14 protein-coding genes and 1 other RNA gene are annotated in these 19,970 nt (G+C 54.8%); 1 reads left to right on the top strand and 14 read right to left on the bottom strand.

Features of this window, described 5'->3' with window-relative positions:
* Positions 1-55 precede the first annotated feature (55 nt).
* From QRN20_RS15425 to QRN20_RS15395, 7 genes are all read right to left on the bottom strand, one after another.
* Complete coding sequence (locus QRN20_RS15425; RefSeq protein WP_285360710.1) at positions 56-1,441, bottom strand: restriction endonuclease subunit S; 1,386 nt, start codon at positions 1,439-1,441, stop codon at positions 56-58.
* Positions 1,434-3,833, bottom strand: a complete 2,400-nt coding sequence (locus tag QRN20_RS15420) for a type I restriction-modification system subunit M (RefSeq protein ID WP_285360709.1) — start codon at positions 3,831-3,833, stop codon at positions 1,434-1,436. Before QRN20_RS15420 ends, QRN20_RS15425 begins: the two co-directional genes overlap by 8 nt.
* Before the next feature lie 911 nt (positions 3,834-4,744).
* Positions 4,745-6,352 carry a type I restriction-modification system subunit M gene (locus QRN20_RS15415; protein ID WP_285360707.1) on the bottom strand — a complete coding sequence of 536 codons (1,608 nt, stop codon included), beginning with the start codon at positions 6,350-6,352 and terminating at the stop codon, positions 4,745-4,747.
* A 132-nt stretch (positions 6,353-6,484) separates the two neighbouring features.
* Complete coding sequence (locus QRN20_RS15410) at positions 6,485-7,690, bottom strand: AAA family ATPase (RefSeq protein WP_285360706.1); 1,206 nt, start codon at positions 7,688-7,690, stop codon at positions 6,485-6,487.
* Complete coding sequence (locus tag QRN20_RS15405; protein WP_285360705.1) at positions 7,690-9,003, bottom strand: restriction endonuclease subunit S; 1,314 nt, start codon at positions 9,001-9,003, stop codon at positions 7,690-7,692. Before QRN20_RS15405 ends, QRN20_RS15410 begins: the two co-directional genes overlap by 1 nt.
* Before the next feature lie 497 nt (positions 9,004-9,500).
* Positions 9,501-9,785 (bottom strand): hypothetical protein, encoded by a 285-nt coding sequence (locus tag QRN20_RS15400; RefSeq protein WP_192002484.1) that lies wholly within the window; start codon positions 9,783-9,785, stop codon positions 9,501-9,503.
* The gene (locus QRN20_RS15395) at positions 9,782-10,762 is read right to left on the bottom strand and encodes an integrase domain-containing protein (RefSeq protein ID WP_285360790.1); all 981 of its coding nucleotides are present in this window, start codon (positions 10,760-10,762) and stop codon (positions 9,782-9,784) included. The genes QRN20_RS15400 and QRN20_RS15395 overlap by 4 nt, the downstream gene beginning before the upstream one ends.
* Before the next feature lie 629 nt (positions 10,763-11,391).
* Here QRN20_RS15395 and QRN20_RS15390 point away from each other — a divergent pair.
* Positions 11,392-11,646, top strand: a complete 255-nt coding sequence (locus QRN20_RS15390; protein ID WP_192002483.1) for a hypothetical protein — start codon at positions 11,392-11,394, stop codon at positions 11,644-11,646.
* A 65-nt stretch (positions 11,647-11,711) separates the two neighbouring features.
* Here QRN20_RS15390 and QRN20_RS15385 read toward each other — a convergent pair whose 3' ends face one another.
* The 7 genes from QRN20_RS15385 to QRN20_RS15355 form a co-directional block, all read right to left on the bottom strand.
* Positions 11,712-12,968 carry an integrase domain-containing protein gene (locus QRN20_RS15385; RefSeq protein ID WP_285360704.1) on the bottom strand — a complete coding sequence of 419 codons (1,257 nt, stop codon included), beginning with the start codon at positions 12,966-12,968 and terminating at the stop codon, positions 11,712-11,714.
* Positions 12,969-13,155: 187 nt separating this feature from the next.
* Positions 13,156-13,547: a transfer-messenger RNA gene (ssrA, locus tag QRN20_RS15380) on the bottom strand.
* A gap of 110 nt (positions 13,548-13,657) precedes the next feature.
* Positions 13,658-13,945, bottom strand: coding sequence for a PA2433 domain-containing protein (locus QRN20_RS15375; RefSeq protein WP_029242078.1), 288 nt, complete (start codon positions 13,943-13,945; stop codon positions 13,658-13,660).
* A 186-nt stretch (positions 13,946-14,131) separates the two neighbouring features.
* Positions 14,132-16,960 (bottom strand): FAD-binding and (Fe-S)-binding domain-containing protein, encoded by a 2,829-nt coding sequence (locus QRN20_RS15370; protein WP_285360702.1) that lies wholly within the window; start codon positions 16,958-16,960, stop codon positions 14,132-14,134.
* Entirely contained in the window at positions 16,957-17,628 is a 672-nt protein-coding gene (locus QRN20_RS15365) for a LutC/YkgG family protein (RefSeq protein WP_285360701.1), read from the bottom strand. The genes QRN20_RS15370 and QRN20_RS15365 overlap by 4 nt, the downstream gene beginning before the upstream one ends.
* The gene (locus QRN20_RS15360; RefSeq protein WP_069143067.1) at positions 17,625-19,088 is read right to left on the bottom strand and encodes a LutB/LldF family L-lactate oxidation iron-sulfur protein; all 1,464 of its coding nucleotides are present in this window, start codon (positions 19,086-19,088) and stop codon (positions 17,625-17,627) included. The genes QRN20_RS15365 and QRN20_RS15360 overlap by 4 nt, the downstream gene beginning before the upstream one ends.
* Positions 19,085-19,921 carry a (Fe-S)-binding protein gene (locus QRN20_RS15355; RefSeq protein WP_122559346.1) on the bottom strand — a complete coding sequence of 279 codons (837 nt, stop codon included), beginning with the start codon at positions 19,919-19,921 and terminating at the stop codon, positions 19,085-19,087. Before QRN20_RS15355 ends, QRN20_RS15360 begins: the two co-directional genes overlap by 4 nt.
* Between the last annotated feature and the right edge of the window lie 49 nt (positions 19,922-19,970).

The raw sequence follows: 19,970 nt of genomic DNA, 5'->3' as shown, positions 1-19,970 counted from the left end.
CTGTCCCTTCTTATCTCTGCCAGGCGAGCCCGGGGCAGGATGCAAATGTCTAAAACTATCCAGCCAACGGGGGCAGACATGCGCCGCTATCCGGCTCCACCACGCCCGGCACCTTGATCTTGCCGGTGACGGCGCTATTGATCAGGGTGGCTTTGTATTCTTTAAGCTTCGTGATTTGTTGTTCAAACAATGTGCCGGCGTTATCGAGTCGTTCCGAGGTCGAGTCTATGAACTGCACGATTTCTAACTGCTCGCCCAAAGGAGGAACAGCAATTTTTATATCGCCAAATTCTTCAGTATAGAGCCGCATAAACCCTGAGGAACCAGTGCCTAATCCTTTTGAACCAAGGCGAAACTGAGTTCCTAGCAAAGGAAGCTTAAATAGCCGGAGGAAAAAGGAAGAGTTGGCGCGCTTTTTAATATCAAAAATAGCATAGTCGGGGCTCACCAAGCCAAGCCGAGAGGAAACACCAAATATCCCGATTGCAGCCCTCATACGGTTCATAACCATCTGGCCAGGGCGAACTATCTTGTAATCCACTAGGCTCTCATTGGAAATTGCCTTATCCGAGACGTCATCGTGGGGCACAAGCCCAAGCTTCATTCTCAAAGAAAGCAACGTTTCTTCGCCCGTTTTGGTTCGCTCATTAATTTCTTTGAAAAGATACTTAATCCTAACTGTTTCCCAATGCGCCGGAATCTCGCCAATCCACTCGATACCGGAGTCCCGCATGAGGGCGCGCGGATTAAGGCCACGGGTTACGGCCTGCTGGATCAGTATCTGCTTGCGCTCTTTAAGTCGTTCGATCTGGCGTTCTTTGATTTGTATAGCTTGGATTGCATAAACGAGTTTACGATCCAAGTAATCCGAAATTAGTTTCTGCTCAGCAATTGGTGGCAACCAAACAGAAGGCTCTTTAAGGATGCTTTTCGTAATGCTGTATACCTTTACGCCCTTAACAGTGCGTCTGACTTGATCCCTGAAGGCAACAGAGTCCAACATATAAGCGAGATAGCGTTTGGCGCAACTGTCAATAGGTCTGGCGATAATTGTGTGGTATCCGGCAAAAACCAATCCACCACCTGTTAATTGCGAGAAGTTCCCAGAGCCATCAATATCTTCAGAAGTATCAGCAAATATAAAATCACCGACGCGCAGAAGAGAGCTGGGATTGTCTTTTAGGAACTCCTCGCGCACATACTTCAGGGCATGATTGTCTGGATTAACTTCGAAGCCAAATCGTGAATGAACATCTCCATAGTTGACACATGGGATCCCAGTATCTTGAAGATCGTTCTTGGTTATACTAAGTCCCTTGTCAAAGGAAAAAAGATTACGAAATCTTGATATTTTCCAATGCTGTGGGATAACGCCTAATGACTCGACGCCAGAGTCCTTAAGTAACCCATAGCAATTGCTGTCGGACGCTACATCAACCATTGGCCACCCCCGACACATCCTTCAAGTCCAACCCCAAAATCTCCGCAATCAACCCCTCCGCCTGCTGCTCCAACGCCACAATCTCCCGTGCCACCTCATCCATGCTGCGCAGCGGCTGGTGCTTGTAGAAGTATTTGTTAAAGCTGATCTCGTAGCCGATCTTTACCGACTCCAGATTGATCCAGGCTTCTGCCACATGGGGCTGCACTTCGGCCTTGAAGAAGCGGTGGATGGTGTCGGCCAGTGGGATGCTTTCACTGTCGCGTAGGTCGCTGTTGGATTCGTAGGTGATAAATTCGCCGGCCTTGTCGCTCGGGTAGTAGCCGAAATCGGCCAGGTCGGCCTCGCGGCAACCCAGCCGATTCAGCAGGGTGGCCAACTCGGCGCGGTCGAATTTCTCCACCTTGCGGATGACCTTGGCGGCGTTTTCGTCGTACCAGCTCACTGCATTGAGCAACTGATTGCGCTCGCTGGCGCCGAGCTTGATGCCGGCCTCTTTGTTCAGTTGTTTAAGCGCCTTGTCCACCAGTTTGGCGAACAGGTTGAAGTCGTCATATTCCTCGCTGCCCATGGCCTGCATCAGGTAGTTGGCCACGGTGACCAGCAGGGACTGCTTGGCCCAGGTTTCCAGGCTCAGCAGCTTTTTGCGCTGCTTGGCGTTGAGCTCCAGGCCTTGTCCTTCACACCAGGCGAGGATGGCTTTTTCATGGGTGGCCAAGGTGGCGTCCTGGTACACCGCCTCGCCCCACTCTTGGTAAATCCACTGCATGGATTCGCGCAGGGCCTTATCGAAACGCAGGGTTTCGATGCGCTCGGCGCGGAACTGCGCCTTGCGCCGGTCTGGCCGTTCGATGCTGACCTTGTGGTAGCCGAAGTCGCGGTTATCAAACTCCTGCGCGGCAATGCCGTCGCCACCGGCCGGGCGGTCGAAGCTGGCCAGGTCGAGGTAGGTTTGGGTGATCCGCTCGATATGCTCGGGGGCAAATTCACAGTTTTTGTTGCCGAGGTTTTTGCGCAGTTTGCGGTACAGCAGACTGGCGTCGATCAGTTGCACCTTGCCTCGGCGCTGCGCCGGCTTGTTGCTGGAGAGCAGCCAGATATAGGTGGTGATGCCAGTGTTGTAGAACAGGTTGTTGGGCAACTGGATGATGGCATCGAGCAGGTCGTTTTCGATCAGGTAGCGGCGGATATTGCTCTCGCCACCGCCGGCGTCGCCGGTAAACAGGCTGGAGCCGTTGTGCACCGAGGCGATGCGCGAGCCGAGGCCGCTGTCGCCGGGGGCTTTCATTTTGTTGACCATTTCCATCAGAAACAGCAACTGGCCGTCGCTGGAGCGCGGGGTGGCGTCCTGCATCTCGGCGTTGCCCCAGTAGTCCGCGAGGCTGACCTTGAAGCGCGGGTCGATCACGTCGCCGCCGTCTTTGATGAACTTCTGCTCGCTGGCCCAGCTTTTACCGTAGGGGGGGTTGGACAGCATAAAGTCGAAGCGGCTGCCGGCGAACTCGTCCACCGAGAGGGTGGAGCCGGGGCGGATGTTGGCAGGGTTGTTGCCTTTGATCATCATGTCCGACTTGCAGATGGCATAGGTCTCGTCGTTGATCTCCTTGCCGTAGAGGTGGATGTCGCGCAGGGTGGTCGAGTCCGGGTATTTCTCTTCGATAAAGTTCTGTGACTCGGTGAGCATGCCGCCACTGCCGCAGGCCGGGTCGTAGATGGTCATCACGGTGGGCAGTCGGTCCTTGATCGGGTCGAAGACCAGGTGGGTCATCAGCTCAATCACTTCGCGCGGGGTGAAATGCTCGCCCGCTTCCTCGTTGTTTTCTTCGTTGAACTTGCGGATAAGCTCTTCGAACACATAGCCCATGCCCAGGTTGCTCAGGGCTGGCAGGCGGTTGCCTTGTGGGTCTACGCTGTCGTGCGGGGTGAGGTTGATGGTGGGCGAGGTGAATTTTTCCAGTACGTCGAGCAGCACGTCTTTGCTGGCCATGTGGCGCATCTGCGACTTGAGGTTGAAGCGACGGATGATGTCTTTGACGTTGTCGCTAAAGCCGTCGAGGTATTCCTCAACATTGCTCAGGAGGATCTGTTGGTTGTTGGTGGCGGTCTTCTGCAGTTGGCTTAGCGTCCACTTGCTGGTGTTGTAGAACACATAGCCGGAAGCCGCACGCAGGGCGCTGTCGTCCAGTTCGGTTTGGCTCATTTCACGTTGCTGAAAGGCCAGCTCTTCCATCACTTTGGCCTTGCTGGTCTCCAGCAGGGCATCGAGCCGACGCAGCACAACCATGGGCAGGATGACGTCACGGTATTTTCCGCGCACATACACGTCGCGCAGACAGTCATCGGCAATCGACCAGATAAATGAAATCAGTTTGTTGTGGACCGCGTGGTTCAACTGCAGATACTCCAAATCAAAGCGCTGAATAGCAGCGCTGCTAGGGCGGCTTTACCGCACCCATGTGCAAGCTAAGGAGCGCATCATAACCAATGCAGCTGCGCTTTTGGCAGCGGAGATGCAAGCGGGGCAGCCTGGCAGGTGACAGTGGAGACGATGTTCGTGATAAGGTTTTGGAGAGCCTAGAGGAGCGATTTCGCGATCAACTACCCTGCGCTCTCGTGCAGCGGCTGATTGTAAGCGTCCGCACAATTTACCTGCGCGAGTATGCGGTAGCAATTACACGATCACGTTGGCCCGCAGCGTCGTCAGCCGGTCAGCACATCCTCGAGATTGGCATGCTGACGGTGTTCATTCTTGCTCGTCGACTGGATCAAGCTCATGATTGCTGCCGGCCGTTTACCGCGGCATAGCGATCTGGTAAAGGATCAGTAGGAATGTCCCAGTGCCCATGGCCGTCCCAGGTCCTCAACCGGGTTGTTGTCGACTGGCACAGTCCTATCACTGAGGAAGCATGTCACAGCACCCTGCGTATCTGGCTGAACCGAGGGCTTTGGCCGTGGCTGATCCGTTAGACATCAGGTCGCGTTGGGCTACGCATCTTGTCTTTAATCGACTGTACCTACTTACGCGAGCAAGAACCTAGGGCTAAAGAATGGTGTTGCGTAGATCATTAGCTGGATGGGACTAGAACTTGACAGCTTTTCGGTCACCGCCAGAGAGCTTCATACGTGCACCACGCATTGGAAATGGCCGCCGCAGGCGTTCTCGGTAAAATATTACGGTGACCTCTCCGTAAACTGCACGCATCAATTACGCAGCTAATTGCTACGCCCTTTTTTGCAAGATAGAGGTCTTGGGTTAGTTGAGTGAAAAGAGGCAGCTCGACAGGTAGCCTGCTGTTTTTTAACTCAAGCTAATGGCGGAAGCCCCAGGTCTCCAAGGAAAGCATTATGTTTGTCTCGGGCCGATTTAATAGTTTTTTCCAGGGTTGCTAGTTCACGATTTACGGTCTGTAAGTCAACCTCAGCTTCGATGCTGGACGTGCTTATATAGCGAGAAATATTAAGGTTATAGCCATTCTCCTTGATTTCCTCCATCGTAACCCTGCGGGCGTAGCGGGATTCTTCCCTACGGAACCGATAAGTGTCAATGATCTTGGTTATTTGCTCGTGGGATAAATGGTTCTGTCGCTTGCCTTTAACGAAGCTCTCTGTTGCATCGATAATAAGTACATCTTCCGGTCGAGTACATTTCTTAAGGACCAAAATGCAAACTGGGATGCCTGAGGAATAAAGGAGGTTTGAGGGTAGCCCAATTACCGTATCAATGTGGCCATCCTTCAGCAGTTTAGTCCGAATTCGCTCCTCGGCACCGCTACGGAAGAGGACGCCATGGGGCTGAACGATGGCCATCACACCTTCATTTTTTAGATAATGAAGTCCATGTAGCAGAAAGGCAAAATCTGCGGAAGATTTAGGAGCCACTCCATAGTTTTTGAAGCGTACATCTTCGGTTAGAGAGTCGGTTGGCTCCCACCGGCAGCTCAAAGGCGGATTAGCAACTACGATATCAAAAGCTAGTTTCTTTGCAGGGTTCGTCTCGCGTAGTATGGCCCAGTCATTCGCCAATGTATCGCCATGGTGAATTTGAAAATCAGTATCTTTTAATCCGTGCATCAGCATGTTCATGCGCGCTAAATTATACGTAGTAAAGTTCTTTTCCTGTCCGTATATAATCCCGGTATGCCGCGATTTGACGCGTTTCCGTACGTTAAGCAGCAGCGAACCGGAACCGCAGGCAAAGTCCATCACACTTCCCAAGCGCTGTATTGAGCCGCTCTGGGGATCCTGGCTATCGAGTGTAACAATAGAGGAAAGGATGTCGGAAATTTGCTGTGGCGTGTAGAACTCACCCGACTTCTTGCCTGAACCTGCGGCAAACTGTTCGATCAAGTACTCATAAACATCACCAAATGCATCCATGTCAGTGGGGAATTCAGCTAAGCCTTCGGAGATTTTCTGAATGAGGACAGATAGCTTAATATTGCGTTCGGCGTAAGTACGGCCTAGTTTTTCAGAGTCAAGGTTGATTGCGCTAAATAGACCTTGGAATGTGTGCTCAAAAGATTCAAGCTCGATGTGTTTGAAGGCCCCCTGCAGTGTGCTGAGTAGTTCGCTTTTTTGAGATCGAGCCATGTTCGCGATGCTGCTCCATATATACTGAGGGTGCAGTACATAATGGATCTTCTTGCGCATATTTTTTTCGAATTTGGTGATCTCTTCCGGGTTGTTGGCGTACCAAAGGGTAAGGGGTGCGCAATAGTCTTTATCTTTGACTTTAGGGTAGTCATCGCCAAGTTCTGTCTTCGCTGCATTTTCATAATTGTCTGATAAATATCGCAGGAGAAAGAATGAAAGTATGTAATCGCGGAAGTCGTCTGCATTCATTAGTCCGCGCAGTTGGTCGGCGACACTCCAGAGGGTCTTGCCAAGCATTATTTTATTTGATTCTGTCATTTTTCACCTCCGGGCAGTGTAGAGTATCAAGGTTTCTCGATGAAGGGGGAGCGAAATACGTAAGAGTTTCTGAGTCATGGAAAATGCTGAGGTCCAGGACAAAAATAGTAATTTGGTAGACATTCGAGACGATCATGGTGCGGGCGCTGCTGCGAGTGACTTCGGAAATAGTGTTGTGTTGAACGGGTGAAGATTAATAAATGTGCTAAGAATGTCACGAAACATTTTTTTCTCAGATCGACTCAGGGGGGCGGGTTCAAAGACAGAATACTTTGAATGGCTGCGGATATTTAAAAAGCGGACATATAGATTTTTATTGGGATTTCCATCAAAGCAAGTAGATATATGCTGTCGGCCAAAAAATATTGCCGTTTTCTCTAAAATGCTTCGAAGAGAGTTGAAATGGTGTTGCGAAATGTTGCCTGACCTCGCTGCAGCCTGTAATTCTAGTAATGATGCTACATGATTCAAGAATGGAGACTCTCCTGTGTCTTGGAGTGTGTAGCTTGGGGACTTATTTGGACGGCTCAGGATATAAGACTTTTTTCTGATTTCCTCTTTTTTCGCAGATTGTTCATTTTTTCCTTTGAGTTCATTGAAAAGAACATTAAAGAACAATCCGTGGTGTGTGGATATGATGATTTTTATATTGTTTCTGAAGTCTTTTAAAAGCGCAGAAAGTCCGGAGGCGACAGCGATTGTGTTGTGTTCATCAAGGGACGAAATCGGGTCGTCAATGTAAACAAATTTTACCCAATAATATGGGTCGCCTGGTTCTGCTAAGCTGGCCAATTCGAGTATGGCAAGAAAAAAACACCAAATAAAAATATTCTCTTCCCCTCGTGATATTTTTATATCCTCCAGGGTCTCAATTTTACCTGCGACGATTTCCTCACGAAAAAAGCTAATTTCTGCATCGTCGTAGTTTATTGTGAAATTAAAGTCAGCGTGGCGATGTAAGTGGGGGCGAATGCGACTTTCAATGCCAATGCCATCAAGCCCATTAAAAAACTGAGAGTGAGATTTGAATTTTATTCTTCTTTCTCTATCCTCGTCGAAATCGTTATCCCAGTCAAAAAGGTCTTCAGTGAAAGCGTTGAAGTATAGAGTGTCTCTCTTGTCCTGTTTTTTTCCAAGATCTTTAAACTCCATGGATAAACGAGTTTTGCCTACCCCGTTGTGAGCAAAAAGCAAAACAAAGTCGTTTCCTTTTATTGGTGCGATCGCTTTTCGTGCGCCAAGTTTTTTTCTTCCTCGAACTCCTGTTAAATCCTTGCGCAACTTTTTGGCTAGCGACTTTAAAGATCTGAAATTCGATTGTACTAACGGTTTGTTCATTAAATATCCTTATCCGACCGCGGAAAAAGCTTTTGCAAAAGCGCCGTCTTGTGTTTTTTTATGGATTCAAGCTTCTGTATGTTCGAAGTAATTAAGCTGTCAAGTGAGCTAAGACAGCCTGCAATACATATTTGCTCAGGCAGCGACGGGAGTGTAATACTCTGTTTGTTCAATTCTTTGAGCGATATCCTTGTCTGTCCGAGGCCGGTAGAGTTGCTTTGTGCGTAGTCTGATAAGAAATGTCGACAAAAATGAAATGCGAAATCTGCGCAAAGTAAATCGGTAATGATTTCCAACTTGGCTAGCTGATGGCTGAAAATCGATTTTTCATCATTTTTACTAATTTTGGTGATCTTTATTTCTTCAGTGCGCATTGGTCGATAGAGCGTAAAGACAATGTTATTAGTTTGTAATAATAATTCAGGGTGCTTGTCTGCATAGGTTGTAGGGAGGTGAGGTGAGTCATCGCTCCATATTAATGAGCCATATTCAATATTTTTCGATTGTATTAATCGAATCCCCTCGCCCGAGTACTCCGATGGCTTAAATTCCTTCCCTGAAGTTACTTTTATAGCGTTTGTAAATAGGACTTTTTTCCATTCCTCAGCGTTCTGGAAGTCAGGGAAACGTAACCGAGGCTTGAATTCACCTTTACGTGGAAATAGTTGCAGTGTCAGACCGATCTTATGAGTGCTGAGCGTTTTTATTTTCTGAGATTGGGCCGCAATCAGGCTCTCCAATGACTCCAGACAGTCGGCGATTTTTTTTTGTTCCGATTCGCACGGGCGCCATACGTTTATGGCGAGAAATTTATTGACTGGAGTGTTAAATCGTCCCTGGGTTGCACCCTCATTTATAACTTTACTGAGCTGATTGTTGTGCGCTCCTGATTCGAAATATCCTTCCCAAAAGCCTGGGTGTTCATTGGCATGAAAGCGGAAGCACTTGTAAACTGAGGGGACAACTCCAGTGGAGTAATTGGATAATCGCTTTATAGTGCCTGAGGCCGGATTTTTTGTGCTTTTGTCAATACAAATAAAGTCATCGCGAATAATTCTAAGATAGCGTTCAGAGTATTTATTTATCTCATTGCCTTCCAATATGTCACTCTGAAGCACTATGGTGTTTTCAGTTGAGAGACTCAGGGCATTATTCTTCTCACCAGAACTAGCTTTGTCTAAGACAGGGTCGGCAATCATCCTGAGCTCTGTCTTTTCCCACTCTTTCGAATCCCTAAACTCGGGAAAGCGTAATTTGGGCGTACGTATAGTTTTGGCGTTTTCGTTGCCGTTCGTTGTTTTCGTTTTACTCATACGCGCTGAGTCCTGAAATTTCGTGACCTTGTGCGACCTGCGTGAGACGAGGTGGCGATTCGTTCAACTGGGTGCCTATTGCCTGAGTCGGTTCAAACGAGACCTGTAGTAAAACATGACTCCGGGAAATCTCCTCGTACCTATTGAAAGGAACGCTGCCGATTAGGCCTGCTGCGCAAAAAAATCATTTTAAACTAACCGCTTAGGGTGGCCCACTACGTTCTTGCTTCCTTTACGCGGAACTCAAAGCATCCTAGATGCATTCGTGACCTAAGGGTGGTCATTTTAGCCACTGGCCAATCTGCTCGTTCTTGGAGCTCTGCAACCAGAGCATGGATGTTTGGATCCGTCATTGAACGCGGCGTCAATGTGCCTAGGATGAAGGGGGACGTGTGCAGGTGGACATTGTGCTCAAGCAATCGTCTGCATTGCCGGTTCTTCCTTCCATGGCTGAGTGGAATGGGTCGATTGCTTGACGTTTAGGGCTAGCAAAAGCCTTATCCACGCGAAAGGTTGAATGCCCATGTCTTTTTCAAGCGGCGAGCGAGCAGACGCGCGCTCAGCAAAAAGTAATACCGCGTCGCTTCACTGCGTTGATCTAAGCGATGCTCGAGAAACCAAGCCACGTGCTTTCTCTGCCAAGCCCAAGGTGTCTCTCGTTGCCAGCGCTTCGCGATTTCAGCCTGCATGATCTTTGCCTGGCGCACATGGCGTTGCTGGGTTGCCTGCGACCCCGTCAGCACTCCAGCCAAGAACAGTTCCATGTCGAATTGCTTACTCATGTCCGCCCTCCAATGTAGGCAGCGACCACGTCGATCCGACAGTGCCCCAGCTCATAGCTGATTTGCCTTCGGGCTTCACGATCAAGGTTCCTATCTGTCAGGCAGCATTGGCCACCGTTGATAGGAGCGCAGTGTTGGGTGATTTGCTCATAGCGCTCACATGCGTATGCCGCTCGTAACTCATGGAAGCCTTTGAGGTTCTGCGAATGCAGGATGTCCCGCGCAGGGCGGATGATTTGTTGCAGAAGACTCAGGCAGCTTTCGTGTGGCGCAATCAGGTTGCGGCTACCCGCAGGCGAAATCTGCCGTGCAAACCTAAGCGCATCTCGAACATGGCAGTCAACCGCAATCCAACGCGGCGCCGAGGCACCGGCGCGGCCGCCTTTGGTGCCATCCTGAATGTTAATTTTGCCTAGGTCGTTTGCCTCACGGCTTAGCCGAGGCAGATCAGCCAAGATGGCCTCACGCAAGCGCATGCCTGTGGCTCGCGCCAACAGAACGATCGCGGCGGCGCGTAGCTGATAATGGCGGCAAAGCGTATCGACGATCTGCCTCACCTGTTCACGGTCCTGGCCCTGAGGCACCGACTGGCGAATCCCAGTGCGCTGCATACCCAGCGCCTTGCTCGGGCTTGGCATCTTTACGTACTGATCACCGCGAAGAGCCGCCATGGTCCTGTTAACGCTGGATAGTCGGTTTTGTGCGGTGCTGATGGCTAGGTCACCGCGTCCAACAACGTCGCGCAGATAAGCTGCATAGTCGGCCAACACCCTGCGATCAATCTGCCGCGCATCATTGATACCGGGCCCCTGTTCGGAACGGCACCACTTTACGAATGCCTGCCACCGATCACAGTGCGCCTTGACCGTGCCGTAGTGACCGCCGCCGAACATGTCTTTCAGCGCTTGCGGCCCCGCGTAGCTCAACTGCCTACCGTAGCCGAAATTACGACCATTGCGTCTACCCACCAATGCCATATCGATCACCTCATCCTCCGTTCTCCGATCCTCGCCCCACGTCATCCCGCCAAGAATGCTGAGTGTTATCAGGGATCAAGGCCCCTGCGACCTGTGGGGATGTCCTCTACGCGGGACTGACGGCTCCTTACGACCGGGAGCAAGGGCATCTCATGATCTGGCCTCCTGAGCACCGTTACCGGTGGGCGGGTGGAGGCTGCACTGGCTGACGAGACCAGTGCCGCGAGATCCTGAGCCGGGTAAACGCAGCGGTGCGATGACGGGGGCATGCCTGACTGTCAGTCAGGTGCAGTCCATTCCCTGGTCTGCGGCACCGTCATCTGCATGGCTGTTGCTGGTGACATCGGCGTTTGTCACGCCGATTGTCACGAGGGGGAATGCCGCAAAGCCATGTGCGATCAGGGCTGCAGCAGTGCTAGAAGTGCCCGTCTCTTTCCAGAAGAAAGAGACGGGCACAGGTTGGCGCAAGATTCGGCCAAGCGGATAGGTTGCTGCAGGGCAGCGAAGTAGGAGGTGTTGTCTGGCGCACGAGGGCCATGATCTGAAGTAGGCATCCATCACCGGGGAGGTGACCGGGCGAACTGCCGGATGCGAATCGCCATTTGGGGGAGAACCACCACGAGAGCGGCGTGACCTTCAAGGTTCGGGCCACCTGGGTTGCTGTCATCGACAGCGCTTGCACGGCCAGTTTTACTCTTGTGGATAAAACCGGTCAAGGTTCAAAATTCAGCGCTACTTTGGACTTGAAGAACGGTTATCCACTGGTGGAATTCCGTGGTAAATCCTGGAAAACGTGGTCGCTTTTAGCTCTTCAAAGTAAGGTCCATCCAAACAGGGCGGCTTTGCAGCCCTGTTTGGATGGACCCGCGCTGAGAAGCGGATAAGCGAGGCTGCTCGCCCTGAATCTTGAACGCTCAGTTGTTGCTGCCGTTATTGCGCCTGCACAGCGCTAGCGTATCGGCACCACGTTCTTGTCTCTGACTTGGCCGTATGCTGAGGCGAGCAGGCTACCGGTGGCGGCTTTCTGAATGTACTCACTCCACCACGCCATCATCGGGCGTCGGCGCTCGATGTAGTCGGCTCGGTTGTAGGCGCTGCGCACCTCATCCTTGTCGACATGCGCCAATGCGACCTCAATGAGTTCCGGGTCCCACCCATGTTCATTCAAGATGGTGCTGGCCATAGAGCGCATGCCGTGGCTGACCAAGCGGTCCTGGAAGCCCATGCGTTTCAACGCCATGTTGGCCGTTTGGCTATTGGCGTGGGTGCGCGGATTTCTGTCTGCCGGGAAGACGTATTCGCGATGGCCGCTGTGAGTCTTCAGTGACTCCAACAGTGCGACAGCGTGATCACTCAACGGGATGCTGTGTGGGCGGCGCTTCTTCATCCGCTCCGGCGGGATGGTCCAGACACGCCTTTCAAAGTCGATGTCTGCCCAGCGAGTAGTTGCCGCCTCGGCGGGGCGAGTCATAGTGTGCAACTGCCATTCGATCAGGCAACGGGTAGTGCGTTTGATACTGGCGTTCGCGATCTCCAGCATGAGCTCGGGGAGCTCCTCGGGTGGAAGCGCAGCCATATTCTCTTTCTTGGGCTTCTTGAAAACCGCCCTGATACCGCTGAGCGGGTTGGCGAAGATCAGGCCAGAGTTCACGCCGTAGGTCATGATCTCGTTAAGACGCTGACTAAGGCGCTTGACCGTCTCCAGGCTGCCTTTAGCTTCGATTGGACGAAGTAACCCGATCACCATCGGCGCGGTGATTTTCGCGAGTGGCGTCGTCCTCAAGTCAGGGAGCAAATGCAGCGTGAGCGACCGCCAAATGTCCTCGGCGTAGGCCGGGGTGACCGAGTCTTTCTTGAGCTCGAACCAGGCGGTGGCCACGTTCTCGAAGGTGTGTTCGGTTTCCGCGCGCTTGGCTTCATTCAACGTATTGCGCTGCACCTTCGGATCGATGCCCTGGGCGAGCAGCTCGCGTGCTTCGACTGCCATCTTTCGTGCGTTCGCCAGCGACAACTCGGGGTAGGTCCCGAAGCCGATGTTGATGCGCTTCTTGGTCACCGGTTCGCGGTAGTTGAAATTCCACAGTAACGAGCCGTTGCTGCGTACGCGGAGCTGCAAACCGTCACCGTCGGTGAGGACGTAATCCTTGGACGCGGGTTTGACTCCCTTGAGCTGTCGATCGGAGAGGCGGAGGGTTTTAGCCGGCATGAGATTGTCCTCAAGCACTGATTCGGTATTCCAAAGATTAGCACCGGATGGGCGGGAATACCGTCTGGAATACCCGAATGGCTGGAACTCAAAAACTCTCGAAAGACCGAAAAAGCGCTGGAGGCCTCGTATTTACTGGATTTCAGGCACAAAAAAAGACGTCCGTGGACGTCTTTAGTTGATCAAGTGGTGGAGCCGGGGGGATTTGAACCCCCGTCCGCCAGTACTCCGCTGTCGGTACTACATGCTTAGCCGTGTCTATTAAGTTAACCCTCAGCGACCCGACGGGCAGGGTGCTTTGGGCGAGTTGTGTAAGTTTTAGTCGCTTCGTCCACAACGTACTAGGCGACGATCCTGTTCTATATGACAATCATTTCGGGTTTACAGGCATCCCCTGATGATTGCTGGAGCCGAAGCTACCAGAAGGAAGGCTAGCACCGCTTACGCGGCGAGAGCGTATTCCCCGTAGGTTTCGTCATTGGCAACTATAGAAAGTTGCAACAGTGGATTTACGAGTTCTGTTACCAACTCGGCATGCACCTAAAGTTTCATCACCGGCGTCGAATCCTAATCGGCCCCGAGACTGCTTTCGCAGTCGCTGGGCGGAGTGTACGCCAATCGGCGAGGCACGTCGACCCATGTGTTGCGTCCGTCAAGGCCAGCCGCGACGGCTGGCCTTGTGGGGATGATTACTTGCTGGCGCCTTCGCTGCCCGAGCCGATGCCTTTCAGGCGGGTGAGCGTCTGGGTGGTCAGTTCGACACACTTCTTCTCATCGCCTTTTGCCTTCGCAGCCATGGCATCTTTCTCGGTTTTTTCGAGCATTTCTTTCACGTCGGGGCTCAGGTTGGTGCCGGACGAAGTCTGCGCATCCTTGAGGGATTGCAGGTTCGCGCCACACAGGTCATCTGCAGCAAAAACCGGCGAAGCCAACAGTGCAGCGCTGAGGAACAATCCAGTGAGGGCGGTACGCTTCATGTGTCTCTCCTTATAGCCTGTGGACTCGGTGTGGCCGGTCAATGGTGCCGTCGCCCGAGGTTTTTGAGAGCCCGTTCAGTCGCCGGGCCTAGAAGATGGACTGTGGTGAAACGCAGGGGTTCTATTTATTTTCAGGCTCATGCGAAAAAGCCATCTGGTGCACATGAGGCACCAAAATGGGGCGATCTACGGCTTTATGCCTTGATCATGCGTTTTGGCCGTGGTCACGCGATCCACCAGATACACCAGCCCGTGGTAGTCGATTCCGCCGTGTTGCGACAGGCCGATTTCACAGGTGCGGCTGGTGGAAATGCCCTCGTGGCAGAACTGCACGGCATCCTTGAGCGTGCGCAGCGAATGGGCGTTCAGTTCCGGTGTCGTGAAGCCTTTGTCGCCCGCGAAGCCGCAGCAGTGAATGCCTTCCGGGATGACGACGTTTACGCTGCATAACCTGGCCAGGTCGATCAACGCCTGGCTTTCGCCCAGGTGTTGGGTGCTGCAAGTGACGTGGACGGCGATGGGTTCCTGTTGCGGGGTGAAGGTGAGTTTGTCCAGCAGGTGGGTGCGGATGAAGCGCACCGGGTCGTACAGGTCGAGGCGTGTGTCCTTGAGGTCCTGCATCAGGCGCAGGGTGCAGGGGCTGGTGTCGCAATAGATGGGGTCGAGGCCGCCGCGGCTGGCTTTGGTCAGAGCAGCGAGCAACTGTCTGCGTTTGTCTTCGGCCTGTTCGTTGTAGCCTTTCGAGGCGAACGGCTGGCCGCAGCACAGGTTGTCCTGATCGTCGGGGAACGCCACTTGGTAACCGGCTTTTTCCAGCAGGCTGCGGGTTTTGTCGAGCAGTGATGACTGTTCCCTGTCGCCTGCGGAAGGCCCCATGATGCGGGATACGCAGGCAGCCAGATAGACCACGCGTGGGCGCTGGTCGTCGACCGGCGCGGTGAAGCGGATCGAGTGTTCAGCCTGGGGCATGGCAGGTGTCCATTGTGGGACGCGTCCGGCCGACAGTTTGGTTAACGACGCCGACAGTTTCGCGAGCCGTGGTGCGCCCAACAGCATGCGTGCGCCATTGGCGGCGTGCAGGGTGAAGCGTGCGCCTTGCAGGGCGGTCTTGAAGTTGTGCGCCAGCCAGGTTGCGGTTTTGCTGTGGTTGGCTTCCTGGCTGCGCAGCTTTTTCACCAGCTCGCCGGTGTTGATGCCGACCGGGCAGCGCTGGGCGCACAGGCCGGTCGCGGCGCAGGTGTCGATGCCGTGGTAGTGATAGTCGCGCTCCAGTTGTCGGGTGTCGGTTCCGGCGCGCTTTTTCGCCTGGATGTCGCGCCAGATGACGATGCGCTGTCGCGGGCTGAGGGTCAGTCCGTTGGACGGGCAGACCGGTTCGCAGAAGCCGCACTCGATGCATTTATCGACGATCTCGTCGGCGGCGGGCATCGGTTTCAGGTGTTTCAAATGAATGTGCGGATCGGTGCTGAGCACCACGTCAGGGTTGAGAATGCCGCTGGGGTCGAGCAGGCGTTTGAGTTGCCACATCAGTTGATAGGCGTCGCTGCCCCATTCCTTCTCGACGAAGGGCGCCATATTGCGACCGGTGCCGTGCTCGGCCTTGAGCGAGCCGCCGAATTCAACCGCAACCAGTTGCGCTACGTCGTCCATGAACGCTTGATAGCGGGCGATTTCATCGGGGTTGTTGAAGCCTTGCGTGAAGACGAAGTGCAGGTTGCCCTCCAGTGCATGGCCGAACAGGATGGCTTCGTCGTAGTGGTGTTTGTCGAACAGCTCGATCAAGCGGCGCACGCCCATGGCCAGTTGTTCGATGGGGAAGGTCACGTCTTCGATGATGACCGTGGTTCCGGTCTGGCGTACGGCGCCGACGGCAGGGAAGGTGTCTTTGCGGATGGCCCAGAGGCGGGCGTTTTCCAATAGGTCGTGGGTGAAGTCCACCTGCTTTTCCACCGGGAAGGCAGCCACTGACGCCATGATCTGCAGCAGTTGTTCATCGAGCAAGACGCGGGAAGCCGCACGGGCTTCGATCAGCAGGGCACAGGCGTTTGCAGACAGCTCTCGCACGAAACCCGGCATGCCCGGTTTGTCCTGCACCGAGCGCAGGCTGCGTCGGTCGAGCAGTTCGACGGCAGCCACCGGCTGGGTTTTGAGGACGGTGACGGCGTTGCAGCAGGTCTCTACATCCGGAAACACGATCAGCGCCGACGCCTTGTGTGGGTGATCGACCACTGTGTTGTAGGTCACGGCGCTGATGAACCCCAGCGTGCCTTCGGAGCCGACCAGCAGATGGCTGAGGATATCCAGCGGTTCGTCGAAATCCACCAGCGCATTGAGTGACAGGCCGGTGGTGTTTTTCAGGCGGTATTTATGGCGAATTCTGGCGGCCAGTTCGGTGTTGGCGCGGGTTTCTCGTGCCAGGCGATCCAGGTTGTTCAGCAGGTCCGCGTGGCTGGCGCGAAATGCGGCGACGCTGTTGGCATCTTCGGTGTCGAGCAGGGTGCCGTCGGCCAAAATCAGACGAATGCCTGCAAGCGTGTGATAGGTGTTTTGCGCCGTGCCACAGCACATGCCGCTGGCATTGTTGGCGACGATGCCGCCGATTTTGCAGGCGTTGATCGAGGCCGGGTCCGGGCCGATCTTACGTCCGAACGGTGCCAGCCAGGCATTGGCCTGCGCGCCGATGACGCCCGGTTGCAGGCGGATCTGCGTTCCCTGATCGCGCAGTTCGCGGCCGTTCCAGTTGTCGCCCAACACCAACAGCACCGAGTCGCTGATCGCCTGACCGGACAGGCTGGTGCCTGCGGCGCGAAAGGTGATCGCGACCTTTTCGGCTTGGGCCAGCTTGAGCAGCGCGATGACTTCGTCGTCGGACTCGACTCGGATCACCAGTTTCGGAATCAGGCGGTAGAAGCTGGCGTCAGTGCCGAATGCCAGGGTCGAGAGCGGGTCATCGAAGCGACGCTTCTGCGGGATCAGACGGCGGACGCTGTCCAGAAATGCAGCGGGCAGACTCATGCGTCCTCCACGATCAGGACGATCAGGTCTTTGGGACCATGAGCGCCATACGCCAGGACCTGTTCGATGTCGGCGGTCTTAGACGGGCCGGACACCAGCAGCGCGTTGGTCGGCATGCCGCCCGACCAGTTCTGCTTGAGCTGTGCTTCGTAGAGGTTGTCGTAGATCTCGCTGGCCTTGAGCAGGGCGAAATGCACCGGTGGCACTAGGCTCATCAGGCGTGGCTCTTCGCGGGTGGGCCAGATGATCAGGCTACCGGTGGCGGCGATTGCGCCCAGGGTGGTGGTGAAGCTGGCGGGCGTGTCGTCGAAAAGATCTTTTTTCCATTCTTCGCTGGGCCGGTCATAGGCCTTGAGCGCGGGCAGATCGGGTTGTATGGCCCAATACTCGCTGACCCGGCGTCCGTGTGGCGTGCCCGGCGCAATCAGCAGGCTGGGTAGCTGGCGGTCCTTGACCAGTTCGCCCAGCCGGCGCGGCCAGTCCTGATCGCTGCACAGGTGAATCTCGGTGTGCACGGCTTCCATCAGTTTGCGCAGTTGGGCGACCCGACTTTCCGGAGCGTAGCGCCACGGCTCGGTCACCAACGCCTCGTCGAAATTGTCGGCCACCGGTGTGGTGCCGCTGAGACTGTTGCGCAGTTTGGCGAGGATGTTGTGCCTGGCATTCATGGCTGGTCTCCAGACTTGCGTGTCAGATGCTCGCGGGCCAGCTCGTGCAGTGAGCGGGCGGCGGGTTTCGGTGCACTATGGTTTTGCGTCCACGGGCCGACGTTGCCGGGTGTCAGGCTGCGCAGCCGGGTGGCGAAAAAGCCGAACAGGCGATACATCACAGGCGAGGTGTTGAGCTTCGACCAGGCGTTCCAGATAAAGCGCTCCTTGCGCGAAAACTTGCTGCCTTGATCGCGCATGACCCGGTTTGGCGCATCGGGCGCTTTGACGTTTTCTTCGCGCAGACGCCGTAACAGCGCCGGAATCGGAATCTTCACCGGACAGACTTCGCCGCACGCGCCACACAAGGACGACGCGCTGGGGTGATCCGGGACTTTCGCCAGGCCTGCCATGTGCGGCGTGATGATCTTGCCGATGGGGCCGGGATAGACCTCGCCATAGGTATGACCGCCGACGCGGGTATAGACCGGGCAGTGATTCATGCACGCGCCGCAGCGAATGCAATTCAGTGTCTGGCGCAGTTCGCTGTCGGCAAATGCTTGGCTGCGACCGTTATCCAGCAGCACCAGATGTACTTCCTGCGGGCCGTCCAGTTCATGGGCTTTGCGCGGGCCGGAGATCATGTTGACGTAGGTGGTGATCGGAATGCCCAGGGCGGAACGGGTCAGTAAGGACAGCAGCGGCACGGTATCGCGCAGGTTTTCGACGACCTTTTCGATCCCGGTCACGGCGATGTGCACGGGCGGCACACTGGTAACCATGCGGCCGTTGCCTTCGTTTTCCACCAGCAACAGCGTCCCGGTTTCCGCGACTGCGAAGTTGACGCCCGAGACGCCGATGTCGGCTTCGAAGAATTTCTGGCGCAGCACGCGACGGCCGATCTGGATCAACTGATCGACGTCGGTGGTGTATTCCACGCCGAGCTTGTCATGGAACAGCTTGCCGACCTGGCCGGCATTCTTGTGGATGGCGGGCATAATGATGTGCGAGGGCTTTTCGTGGTCCATCTGCACGATGTATTCGCCCATGTCCGCTTCCAGGCACTCGATACCGCGCTCGCCGAGGAAGTCGTTCATCTCCATTTCTTCGCTGACCATCGACTTGCCCTTGATCACCTGTTTCGCTTCATGGGCTTCGACGATGGACATCACGATGGCGTTGGCTTCTTCGACCGTTTCCGCCCAGTGCACCTGCACGCCGTTGCGGATCAGGTTGCGTTCCAGTTGCTCCAGCAGGTCGGGCAGTTTGGAGAGGGCGCGGGCGCGTATGGCGTTGCCCAGCGAGCGCAGGTCTTCGCGCTCATCCGGGTTGCTGAACGCCGCTGCGCGTTTGGTCATCAGCGAATCCATGGCGCGGCGGAAATTGCCGCGCAGTTGCGGATCGCCCAGCGCCTCATGGGCGCGCTCGCGAAAGTCCGGCTGATGGATTTCGACGGCGGGAATGCGGGTCTGCATGTTCATCGCTGACCTCCGGTGCGTTGCCAGAGAAAGCTCGCCAGATGCTGGCCGCGAATGGATTCGCGCTGTTTTTCCAGCGAGCCGTTGATGTTCATCAGGCAGCCGCAGTCTGCAGTGAGGATCTGGTCGGCGCCTGATTCCTTCAATGCGCGGGTCTTGTCGGCGACCATCGCACCGGAAATGTCCGGCATGCGCACGCTGAAGGTCCCACCGAAGCCGCAGCATTCGCTTTCATGGTCGTGATCGACGCGCTCGACGTTGCCCAGTTGCGCCAGCAGTTCACGGGCGTGCAGGTGGGTGTTCATTTCGCGGCGTGCCGAGCATGAGGTGTGCAGGGCGATGCGGGTGGGCTGGCCGTGGTCGTTCAGGCGCGTCTTGCAGACGTGCAGCAGGAATTCGGTCAGTTCATAGGTGCGGGCGGCGAGGTGCTGGACGTGCTTGAGCATCTCGGGTTCGTCCTTGAACAGGTCGGGGTAATGTTCGCGAAACATGCCGGCGCAAGAACCGGACGGTACGACAACCGGATCGTCTCCCTTGAACAACGCGAGCTGGGCGCGGGCGACTTCGCGAGCCTGATCGGTGTAGCCCGAGGTGTAGGCCGGTTGCCCGCAGCAGCTTTGCGCCTGTGGATAATCCACTTCGATGCCTTCGCGTTCGAGCAGGTGGATGGCGTCCATTCCAGCGTCCGGAAAAAACAGGTCCACGACGCAGGTGCCGAACAGATAAACGCGTTGCGGTTTGTCGGTCGGGTATTCACGCGGCGCATGGCGAGCAGGCGCGACGCGGGTGGCGTTGGCTGTTGGGTTGGGTGCGGCGTTGTGAAAAAGCGTACTCATCAGTTTGAGTCTCCGGGTGGGCCCGGTTATGAATGGCTGGCGCCGACGG

Source organism: Pseudomonas sp. fls2-241-TYG-175, from assembly GCF_030209155.1.
Classification (GTDB): Bacteria; Pseudomonadota; Gammaproteobacteria; order Pseudomonadales; family Pseudomonadaceae; genus Aquipseudomonas; species Aquipseudomonas viridiflava.
Note: the sequence above shows the minus strand (reverse complement) of the source record. Positions and strands in the feature narration are given on the sequence as shown.

Bases quoted from the DNA above. Each gene is read 5' to 3' on its own strand.
- QRN20_RS15365 (WP_285360701.1), bottom strand. From the start codon at position 17,628: ATGAATGCCAGGCACAACATCCTCGCCAAACTGCGCAACAGTCTCAGC.
- QRN20_RS15410 (WP_285360706.1), bottom strand. From the start codon at position 7,690: ATGAACAAACCGTTAGTACAATCGAATTTCAGATCTTTAAAGTCGCTA.
- QRN20_RS15400 (WP_192002484.1), bottom strand. From the start codon at position 9,785: ATGAGTAAGCAATTCGACATGGAACTGTTCTTGGCTGGAGTGCTGACG.
- QRN20_RS15415 (WP_285360707.1), bottom strand. From the start codon at position 6,352: ATGACAGAATCAAATAAAATAATGCTTGGCAAGACCCTCTGGAGTGTC.
- QRN20_RS15355 (WP_122559346.1), bottom strand. From the start codon at position 19,921: ATGAGTACGCTTTTTCACAACGCCGCACCCAACCCAACAGCCAACGCC.
- QRN20_RS15360 (WP_069143067.1), bottom strand. From the start codon at position 19,088: ATGAACATGCAGACCCGCATTCCCGCCGTCGAAATCCATCAGCCGGAC.
- QRN20_RS15375 (WP_029242078.1), bottom strand. From the start codon at position 13,945: ATGAAGCGTACCGCCCTCACTGGATTGTTCCTCAGCGCTGCACTGTTG.
- QRN20_RS15385 (WP_285360704.1), bottom strand. From the start codon at position 12,968: ATGCCGGCTAAAACCCTCCGCCTCTCCGATCGACAGCTCAAGGGAGTC.
- QRN20_RS15370 (WP_285360702.1), bottom strand. From the start codon at position 16,960: ATGAGTCTGCCCGCTGCATTTCTGGACAGCGTCCGCCGTCTGATCCCG.
- QRN20_RS15405 (WP_285360705.1), bottom strand. From the start codon at position 9,003: ATGAGTAAAACGAAAACAACGAACGGCAACGAAAACGCCAAAACTATA.
- QRN20_RS15395 (WP_285360790.1), bottom strand. From the start codon at position 10,762: ATGGCATTGGTGGGTAGACGCAATGGTCGTAATTTCGGCTACGGTAGG.
- QRN20_RS15425 (WP_285360710.1), bottom strand. From the start codon at position 1,441: ATGGTTGATGTAGCGTCCGACAGCAATTGCTATGGGTTACTTAAGGAC.